7 protein-coding genes and 1 pseudogene are annotated in these 9343 nt (G+C 66.9%); 4 read left to right on the top strand and 4 right to left on the bottom strand.

Features of this window, described 5'->3' with window-relative positions; all coding sequences use genetic code 11:
- Positions 1–502: 502 nt before the first annotated feature.
- Positions 503–2974, top strand: coding sequence for a Helicase associated domain protein (locus tag ACFWI9_RS23165; RefSeq protein ID WP_387164758.1), 2472 nt, complete (start codon positions 503–505; stop codon positions 2972–2974).
- A gap of 106 nt (positions 2975–3080) precedes the next feature.
- Here ACFWI9_RS23165 and ACFWI9_RS23160 read toward each other — a convergent pair whose 3' ends face one another.
- The gene (locus ACFWI9_RS23160) at positions 3081–3377 is read right to left on the bottom strand and encodes a hypothetical protein (protein WP_387164757.1); all 297 of its coding nucleotides are present in this window, start codon (positions 3375–3377) and stop codon (positions 3081–3083) included.
- Positions 3378–3683: 306 nt separating this feature from the next.
- Here ACFWI9_RS23160 and ACFWI9_RS23155 point away from each other — a divergent pair, with 306 nt between their 5' ends.
- The gene (locus ACFWI9_RS23155) at positions 3684–4412 is read left to right on the top strand and encodes a helix-turn-helix domain-containing protein (RefSeq protein WP_387164754.1); all 729 of its coding nucleotides are present in this window, start codon (positions 3684–3686) and stop codon (positions 4410–4412) included.
- Positions 4413–4582: 170 nt separating this feature from the next.
- Here ACFWI9_RS23155 and ACFWI9_RS23150 read toward each other — a convergent pair.
- Together ACFWI9_RS23150 and ACFWI9_RS23145 are read right to left on the bottom strand one after the other, a co-directional pair.
- A pseudogene (locus ACFWI9_RS23150) lies at positions 4583–4759 on the bottom strand (sigma-70 family RNA polymerase sigma factor); the annotation flags it as partial.
- A 58-nt stretch (positions 4760–4817) separates the two neighbouring features.
- Positions 4818–5510, bottom strand: a complete 693-nt coding sequence (locus ACFWI9_RS23145; RefSeq protein ID WP_387164751.1) for a hypothetical protein — start codon at positions 5508–5510, stop codon at positions 4818–4820.
- A 509-nt stretch (positions 5511–6019) separates the two neighbouring features.
- Between ACFWI9_RS23145 and ACFWI9_RS23140 the strand changes: the two genes are divergently transcribed.
- Positions 6020–6526, top strand: coding sequence for a ferredoxin (locus ACFWI9_RS23140; RefSeq protein ID WP_387164749.1), 507 nt, complete (start codon positions 6020–6022; stop codon positions 6524–6526).
- 219 nt (positions 6527–6745) lie between these two features.
- Complete coding sequence (locus ACFWI9_RS23135; RefSeq protein ID WP_387164748.1) at positions 6746–8320, top strand: S8 family serine peptidase; 1575 nt, start codon at positions 6746–6748, stop codon at positions 8318–8320.
- A gap of 278 nt (positions 8321–8598) precedes the next feature.
- Here ACFWI9_RS23135 and ACFWI9_RS23130 read toward each other — a convergent pair whose 3' ends face one another.
- A complete protein-coding gene (locus ACFWI9_RS23130; RefSeq protein ID WP_387164746.1) occupies positions 8599–9054 on the bottom strand; it encodes a GNAT family N-acetyltransferase in 456 nt (151 codons plus the stop codon).
- Positions 9055–9343: the final 289 nt, after the last annotated feature.

Below are 9343 nucleotides of genomic sequence, written 5' to 3'. Positions count from 1 at the left end.
GCGGGATACCAGGCGCTAGCGCCTGGAAAAGATGGAATCCGCAAGCGGATTCTATACGAAATGCGCCATAAAACGCTGGCGCGTTTTATGGAATTCCCGCACAGCGGGAATTTGCGCATTTCCGCTTGCGCTCCAATGCGAGGGGTGTCCGCTAACGCTCCCACCCTACCGGCTCCGCCGGGCAGCAGTAGGGATGGGGCTGTTGCATCAACTTCGGCAGCAGGTAGGGACATGGATCGATGCCCACCACCCCGAGGCCGGACTCCACCGGACGAGGATGCCGGCACTTGACCGGCCATCACCTGACACGCCATCCGATCGCAGGTCACAAGCTTGCCGCCTTGCCGATCAAAGTACTGACCCGTGAGGACTGACAATAGCACATGTGTGCACTCATGAGGACAGGCAGGTCGAACTGTTCCATCGGCCCGTGATGAAGTGATGCATCGGGTAGAGTCAGGAACGGATCGCCACTCTCTCCCGAGAACGGAGACGCGCGCACATGTCGGATCGAATCCCCCTCCGCCCGCATCAGATCGAGGCAGTAGAGGCTATCGCTCGGGGCGTTGATATTCCGCCAGGCAAGAGGATCCCACCGGAGGGGTTGCGCGGCACGGTGGTGAGTGCATGCGGCACGGGAAAGACGTTCATCGGGGCTGCTGTGGCCCGGCGGCTGGTGCCTGAGGGTCGTGTTCTGGTGATGGTGCCGACGCTGGAGCTGTTGGCGCAGACGGTCATGGAGTGGCGGTCCTTCGGGCATTCGGGTCCTGCGGTGGCGGTGTGCTCGCTGAACGACGACCCGCGGCTGTGGTCGATGGATGTGCGATGCACGACAAGCGCTCCGCAGCTCGGTCTGTGGCACGGGCGGGGGCCCGTGACGGTGTTCGCGACGTACGCGTCCCTGCCGGTGCTGATCGAGGCGCACGCGGGCGAGTACGGCGTGCCCTTAGATGTGTGGGACCTGATCTTGGTGGATGAGGCGCACCGTACTTCAGGATCGCTGGGTAAGGCGTGGGCGGCGGTGCACGATCAGGAGTTGCTGCCGTCGATGCGGCGGCTCTATATGACGGCGACGCCGCGGGTGTGGGAGGAGCGGGCGCCGCGTCGGTGGCGCCGGGGGGATACGGACACGGGTGCCGAGGGGCTGGCGGCTTTGGACCGGTTGCCGGAGGAGATGGCCTGTTCGATGGATGACGAGGCCATTTACGGGCCGGTGCTGTTCGAGCTCGACCTGTCGGAAGCCATCGCGCGTGGCCTGTTGGCCCGGTATCAGATCGTGGTGGCGGAGCTGCGGGACGAGAGCCTGACTCCCGAGCGGCTGTATGGGGAGGAGCGGCAGGAGGAGAGCGTTCGGGGGGAGCGTCTGGCGGTGCTCCAGGCCGCGCTGCTGGAGACGATGAGCGCGCATGATCTGACGCGGTGCATCACCTTCCACCACCGCATGATCGAGGCGCGTGCGTTCTCGGAGGGGCTTGGGCGGGTGGTCAAGCGGTTGCATGCGGAGGACCCGGAGCGGCATCCGGAGAAGGTGTGGACGTCGTGGCTGTCAGGGGAGCACGCTCCGGATGTGCGGGCGGATCGGCTGACGCAGTTCGGCGGTCGGGCCGGTCGGGCGGTCCTGTCCAACTGCCGCGTGCTGAGCGAGGGCGTGGATGTGCCGTCGGTGGATTCGGTTGCCCTGATCGATCCGAAGGGGTCGGCTGTCGATATCGTGCAGGCCATCGGTCGGGCGTTGCGGCAGAAGCCTGGCCAGGGGAAATTGGCGACGCTGATCGTGCCCATTCTGCTGGGGCCGGAGGAAACGCCAGAGGACATGCCGTATTCGGTCTCGTATCGGCCCTTGGTGAAAGTTCTTTCCGGGCTTCGGGCGCATGATGAGCGCGCGGTGGAAATGCTGGCCATTCCGCAGGAGGGAATGCACCGGACTTCGGCGCAGCCGTCGTACCTGGGCGAAGCGCCCGTAGAGGGTGAGGACGATCACCGGGTGCTGCTGCGGTTCGGTACGCACCGGGACCCCGCCCTGATTGCCCGCCTGGTCCGGTACAACCTGCTGGAGCCGGAGCACGCCAACTGGCTTGCGGGGCACCGGGCCGCGGTCGCCTACCGGAAGCGAACGGGGAACCTCGCGGTGCCCTTCGGGCACCGCGAGCTGATGCCGAACGGCCACTCCTTCCCGCTCGGGCAGTGGCTGGCCGATCAGCGCCGCGCGATGTGGGCCGGCACGATGGTGACCGAGCGGGCGGAGGACCTGGAGGCGCTGGGGATCGAGTGGTACCCGGCAGATGCGGCGTGGGAGAAGAACCTCGCAGCGGCCCGTGCGTACTTCGCGGAGACAGGCAGCCTGGCCGCGCCGGTCACCGCCACCGCGCTGGACAAGCCGGTCGGACAGTGGCTGGCGAACTGCCGCAAGGACGGCGGTCTGGGCACGGATGAGGAGCGGGCGCGGCGGCGTGCTGCCGAGCTTGCTGCGATCGATCCGGACTGGAACGTGCGCGAGCTCGGGTGGCCGGTGGACTGGCAACGCTCCTACGCCGGGGTCGGTCGGCTGCTGGCGCTGGGCGCCGAGCTCGCCGAGATCGAACCTGGTGTGACCGCGGCCGGGGTAGACGTCGGCAGGTGGCTTCAGCGGCAGCGGCAGCACGTCGTATGGGAAGGCCTCGCCCCCGGGCAGCGAGAGCGGCTCACGAACCTGGGAGTCGTGCCCCTGCCCCCGGAGAAGGCACCCAAGAGGCGGTCTCAGGCGCCGTCTGCGGCGTTCGAGCGGGGATGCGCGGCCCTGACGCAGTACCGGGACCGCACCGGCTCCGCAGGGCCCGTCAGCCGATCCTGGATCGAGACCCTTGAAGACGGGACAGAGGTCCGGCTCGGGGTATTCCTGGCGAACAGCAAGACCAGGCGAGCGAAACTCAGCGGCGAGCAGTTGGAACGGCTCGCCGGACTCGGACTCGAATGGGCAGCGCAAGCATCGGCGTAGCGCGAGGCCTGGGGCCAGGTACGGCTGGCGGCGGGTGCCCGGAGCAGAGCCTCCCCAGACACCCACCGAACCAACACGCTGATGGTGCCCTCAGTTGGCAGCTTCACTAGCGCCAGACGATGGTTCCCTGTGCTCCGCCGGCGATCCGCACGTTCGATCCGAAGGCGGTGCAGTAGGCGTAGGACCACCGACCATCGTTGGTGGTCACTCCGAAGGCGTACCTGCCGTTCGAGCACTTGACCTTGGCGTAGTAGGCGTTAGCCGTATTGCAGGACGCGCCAAAGGTGTTCTCGTCCTGCCACGTGCTGCAGGCGGCAGCACTGGCGGTGGGGGCGCTTGCGAAGGTCATGCTTCCCACTGCCAGAGCGACGGCAGCGAATCCGGTGGCCAAGCTGCGCTTCACGATGTTCTTTCCCTTCTGTAGGCCCCTTCCGGGGCCGATGGGCTTCGCGTTGACCTGTACAGGCGTGTCCAGATTGCAATGGCGCGCGGGCCCCTGACTTGTACAAAGGCGCACTCTCTTCCGGAACATGGCAACGCGCGCACGGTGCGGGATCGCAGACGGGGGTTGAAGTCCATGGATTCGATGAACAGAGGCGACTACGCGGAGCGTCGCGCCTCCGAGCGATTACGGGCTCAGGTTGTGATGTACCGAGGTCATCGCACTGCAGGGCAGGGACCGGTCAGGCTCACTCTTCCCTCAGCCACCGTGACGCTGATCCTGGGCTGGGGAGACCCTCTGCACGTATCGGACGAGTCCGGGAGTGTTCCGGCATCGACGTGGCACGCGATGCTCGCCGGACTGCGGACCTCGCCGGTGAGGGGAGGCTACGCGGGCGTCGCTGAGGCGGTCGAGGTGGAATTCACCCCGCTCGGCGCGTACATGTGCCTCGGATTGCCCCTGTACCACCTGGCGAACGACCATATACACCCGGATGACGTGCTGGGCACCGGCTGGTCAGCAAGGCTCACCGAACAGCTCATCGCCGTGCCGGACTGGGAAGGGCGCTGGGCCGTTATCGAGAACGCCTTGGCACAACGGATGGTAGACGCCCTGCCACCGTCGCCAGTCGTTGTCGAGGCATGGAGTCGGCTGAGCGCCTGCCACGGGCAACTATCCGCCAAAGATCTCGCTGCCAGCACAGGCCGCGGCAGCCGGCGGCTGCAAGTGCTCTTCCGCGAGCAGATCGGCCTTCCGCCGCAAGCCCTCAGCCGGATTCTGCGGCTTCAACGAGCACTCACCCTGCCGCCCGACGCCACCCGCTCATTGGCCGACCGGGCGGCACTGTGCGGCTACTACGACCAAGCCCACATGAACCGGGACTTCCGCGCACTGACCGGACTCACCCCGGCACAGCTATGCGCCCTCGCCGACCATGCCGCGTCCACAGACAACACTCCTATCGACGGCCGACTGCCCAATGTGTTCGACCGCTAAAACCCCCTCCCGGAGGAGGGGCAGGTAAAAGGCGCGGCAGTCACCGACAGGCAGCCGCCAGTAGGAGGAGCCAGCACGTCGGGGGGATGGTGGGAGACACCGCGCTGCCGACTTGTTGGGGGGCTGGTGGAGGGGGCGGTCGGGTGCTCCGTCTGCCGTGGGAGGCGAGGTCACCGTTCGGCGAGCAGGCCGTTGCGCAGGTTGGTGAGGGTGCTGCTGAGGATGCGGGAGACGTGCATCTGGGACAGGCCGAGTTCGGTGCCGATCTGGGCCTGGGTCATCTCCTGGCCGAAGCGGAGCTCGAGGATGGTGCGTGCGCGTTCATCGAGCTGGGCGAGGAGGGGCGCCCCCGCACCTCATGGGCCCGAAGCGTCCGTCGTGGGCACGGAGCGTTGCGCGAAGTCCTCAGCCGCGGTCTTTCTTGTTCGTGGCGGCCGGGGAGTCGGGGCCGCAGGACAGGCGGGCCGCGTCCAGGGCAGGATCCCCCACCTCGTTCCCGAGCGGTACGGTGCAATCCAGGGCGCCTGAACCAATGTCGATCCAGCTGGTCGCCCGCCCCGCCCCCTGCTTGCCTTCCCCGCAGGTGTACTGAAAGTCGGCGGTGACCTGCTGGACCCAGCCGTATATCACAAAGGTTCCGTCACCTGGGGTGCTGGCGCTGCCATCGTTGAGATCCGGTACGGGTCTGCGGACATCGGCGAACTCGCTGTCACGGTCAGCAGCGTCCGTGCCTCCGATGTGGGCGCCCAGCGAGCGAAGCGCGGCCTCGGCGCCGGCCCGCGGCCCCTTCTCGAAGGTGACGGCGACACGCGGTGTGTGGAGCGGCCTTAGCTTGTTGGTCAGTGTGCCGCCTCCCTTGCCGAGCTTCTGCGCCTCGGCGACACCTGTCAGGACATGTCGCTTGTCCACGTTGAACCATGTGTACGTGCCGTTCTCGCATGTGGCGTCGACCGCCCGCTCGGCCTTGACGGCCGGTGTCGCGCCGACCGTGCGCTTCGCCTTGTCGGCCGGCTCACCGCCGCTGGGCGCACAGGCAGCCGTACCCGCGAGCAGCGCGGAAACGGCACAGGCTGAAAGAAAGGTCTGCTTGATCTTCATATTCGTGCCCCCCCGGAGCACTGGTCACATGGAAAATCCGACCTTGCCCTTCACCGGTTCCTTCACACAAGGTGATCTGAGTCACTTCTGACTCGGGCGCAAGGCCCACGCACGCCACAGAGTCCAACGGCTATCGGGGTGTCACCTAGGAGACGGCACACAAGTGAAGCCTTGAGTCGCGTAGTTGTCTGCCCCGGCGATCGTGTGGAAGTCGTCCCCGATAACGCGCTCAGCGTGATGCACCCCACAACGTCGGGTCCCGGCTTGCTGTCGTCCGGGGTCCAGGTCTGTACAGCCGACAGGTACTGCTGGTCGAGTTCGGGGCGCAGTTCAGTGCAGTGCGACATCTTGCGTTTGACGACGCGCGGGCATGACCGGGCCCGTCGTTCGGGTAACAGCCGGCTGGCGATCTCAGCCACGCACCGGCGGGAGGCTCCGCCCAGTCGTTCGGGGGAAAAGCCCGCCTGGGCGGGGACTTGGCGGCGAGCCGCGTTCAGGGCTTCGATCCGGTGCCCCTCCTGGGTGAGGCGCGCGCGGATTTCCAGGGGCAGTGGGCGGAGCGGCAGTGGCTCAATGTGCCTGGACCGTTCTACGGGGCCCGCACCGACAACTGCGGTACCGGCCGCATACATGCCCCGGATCTCGTGCTCTATGAGGGTGAGCACTTCACCGAGTACGTCTATCGGCAGCCGCGGACTTCGGAGCAACTGCGGCAACTGGTCGAGGCCGCCCAGGCGGAGGTGTTCGCCGGCTACGCGTGCGACGGCGATGCCCGCTGGACGCCGGAAGCGGTTCGGGAGCGGTGGCGTGACCGGACGCGGATCAAGGAGTACTTGGCGTCTCGGCGCTCCGCCTGGGTGGCCGACGATGAGAAGTCAGGGCAGGGCACGGCCGCCGCGGCAGACGTGTACGCGGCGTATGTCGACGGCGATCTGGCCGCTCATCTCCGGGTCTATCTCTTCTGGCTGGATGAGCGGCGCTCCCCCGCACCGGAGCAAACACTGCCGCCTCTGTAGGTGTGGTGTGCCGTGGGGCGGGTGGCCAACGGGTTTACAGCCGTGGGCAATTGTCCTGTGACAAAGGCCACCTGGAACTCTTGTGGGTTTTTTGTGGATCAGTCAACCTGTCGGAAGACGGCGGTATGACGATTTCGCGGCTACCCACCGCGCTGACACTTGTCATGCCCCTGTCGTTTCCCCCACGTCAACGCACCACCTTTGAGGAGGATCCCTCACATGTCCGTGATGCGTAACTCGCGACGAAGACTGTCCGCGGCCGCCGCGACAGCCGTCGCCGCCCTGGCACTTGGTGCCGCCTCCACCTTCCCGGCCACCGCGGCAGAGCCCGCCGCGGTGGGTGTGATCGAGAACGCGGGCGCCCCCGGTGCCATCGCCGGCAGCTACATCGTCACCCTCGACGAGTCGGCCGCCGACGCCGGCTCCAAGGCGGGCAAGGCGCTCGCCGCGGAATACGGCGCGAAGATCAAGAAGACGTACAGTGCCGCCCTCAACGGATACGCGGTCGAGCTCTCCGAGGCGCAGGCCCGGAAATTCGCCGCCGACCCCGCCGTCGAATCCGTCGTGCAGAACCGGGTGTTCACCATCTCCGGCACCCAGCCGAACCCGCCCTCCTGGGGTCTGGACCGCATAGACCAGCGCGCGCTGCCGCTCAACCAGAGCTACACGTACCCTGACTCCGCCGGGGAGGGCGTCACCGCGTACATCATCGACACCGGTGTACGGATCACCCACAGCGACTTCGGTGGACGCGCCTCGTACGGCTACGACGCCATCGACAACGACAACACGGCACAGGACGGCAACGGCCACGGCACGCACGTCGCCGCCACGGTCGCCGGCGGCTCCTACGGTGTCGCGAAGAAGGCGAAGGTCGTCGGCGTCCGCGTCCTCAACAACTCCGGTTCCGGCACGACCGCCCAGGTCGTCGCGGGCATCGACTGGGTGACACAGAACGCCGTCAAGCCGGCCGTCGCCAACATGAGCCTCGGCGGCGGCGTCGACACCGCTCTGGACACCGCCGTCCGCAACTCCATCGCGTCCGGCGTCACATACGCCGTGGCGGCGGGCAACAGCAGTGCCAACGCCTCCAACTATTCGCCGGCCAGGGTGGCCGAGGCCATCACCGTGGGCTCCACCACCAACACCGACGCCCGTTCCAGCTTCTCCAACTACGGCAGCGTGCTGGACATCTTCGCTCCGGGCTCGTCCATCACCTCGGCCTGGAACACCAGCGACAGCGCGACCAACACCATCTCCGGCACCTCGATGGCCACCCCGCACGTCGCCGGTGCCGCAGCGCTCTACCTGGCGGACAACCGGACCGCCACCCCGGCGCAGGTGTCCTCGGCGCTGACCACAGCGGCGACGCCGAACGTGGTGGGCAACCCGGGCACCGGCTCCCCGAACCGGCTGCTGTACGTCGGCGGCGGCACCACCACGCCACCGGGACCGAAGTTCGAGAACACCGCGGACTACGCGATCAGCGACAACACCACCGTGGAGTCACCCGTCACCGTCAGCGGCGTCTCGGGCAACGCGCCCGCCGCGCTCCAGGTGCCGGTCGCTATCGTCCACACGTACATCGGTGACCTCCAGGTCCAGCTCATCGCACCTGACGGCACGGCGTACACGCTGAAGGCGTACGGCACCGGTGGCAGCAGCGACAACATCAACACCACCTACACCGTGAACGCCTCATCGGAGGTCGCGAACGGCACCTGGAAGCTGCGGGTGAGCGACAACGCCCGCTATGACACCGGCAGGATCGACTCCTGGGGCCTCCAGTTCTGACGCCCTCAGCGCCGGACCGTGCGGGTCGGGTGTATGACCAGCAGTGAGGGGCGGCCGCGCCGAGCGGCCGCCCCTTCCGTGTTCGGCGCCCCTCGCCGTTGCCCGGTGGGGTGCCGTGGCCGCACGTTGATCGACCGCCGCCCGTATTTGCCCACGTCGTGGACGGACGACCGTGAACGGTTTCAGGCCGCAGGCACCGCGTTCTCACCCGCATCGCACGGCCGTGCTCGCACCACATGCCTATCGCGAGAGCGTCAGGACCTGTGGATTGCGATTGTTCAGAGCTTTCTGGTCATGAATGTACTGTTCGGGTCGGGCCGGTAGTCCGCGAACGGCGCGCAGTGGATGAACCCGAACTTCTCGTACAGCTTCCTGGCGGGCAGGAAGAACTCGGCCGTGCCGGTCTCCAGACTCAGCCGCGTGAAACCCATGCGCTTGGCCTCGGTGATGATGTGCTCCAGCAGTACGGAGGCGATCCCGCTCCGCTTGCGTGTCGGCATCGTGCGCATCGACTTCAGCTCCGCGTGATCCGCGTCCAGCTTCTTGAGCGCACCGCAGCCCACCAGGGTGTCACCGTCCCGCACTGACCAGAATGTGATCTCGCGCTTACGGAGGGCGTCGAGATCGAGTGCGTGCTTACTCTCCGGAGGCGACATGGAGCGCATTTGCTGGACATGCTCGTCGAGAAACCCGGCGATCTCTGGTCCGGAGAGGTCGTCTATCGCGATCTTCATTCATGCCCGTCTTTCTTCGTGCCGCACGATGCTGCTGATACTGCATCACGTTTCTCAGGCGGAGTCGGGCCGGAGCCGGATGCCGGACGTGTTCCCGCTCCGGCCGAGCCACTTCGCCGCGATTCCGACGCCGACATGAGCAGAGCATGTACGCCCGCCCCCGGCTGGTGCCGGGGGGGGGGGTTTGGGGCGCGGTGTAATCCGAATCTGGTGCGGGCGGGGGTTGCGGGTGCCTCGCCGGTGTGTGGTTCGGTGTCGTTTTTCTTTTACATGACGTTCGGTTCCTCCC

Origin of the sequence: Streptomyces sp. NPDC127084 (assembly GCF_042724175.1) — a bacterium.
GTDB lineage: Bacteria > Actinomycetota > Actinomycetes > Streptomycetales > Streptomycetaceae > Streptomyces.
Note: the sequence above shows the minus strand (reverse complement) of the source record. Positions and strands in the feature narration are given on the sequence as shown.

Excerpts from the sequence above, each read along its gene's own strand:
- ACFWI9_RS23145 (WP_387164751.1), bottom strand. The coding sequence starts at position 5,510 with ATGAAGATCAAGCAGACCTTTCTTTCAGCCTGTGCCGTTTCCGCGCTG.
- ACFWI9_RS23135 (WP_387164748.1), top strand. The coding sequence starts at position 6,746 with ATGTCCGTGATGCGTAACTCGCGACGAAGACTGTCCGCGGCCGCCGCG.
- ACFWI9_RS23130 (WP_387164746.1), bottom strand. The coding sequence starts at position 9,054 with ATGAAGATCGCGATAGACGACCTCTCCGGACCAGAGATCGCCGGGTTT.
- ACFWI9_RS23165 (WP_387164758.1), top strand. The coding sequence starts at position 503 with ATGTCGGATCGAATCCCCCTCCGCCCGCATCAGATCGAGGCAGTAGAG.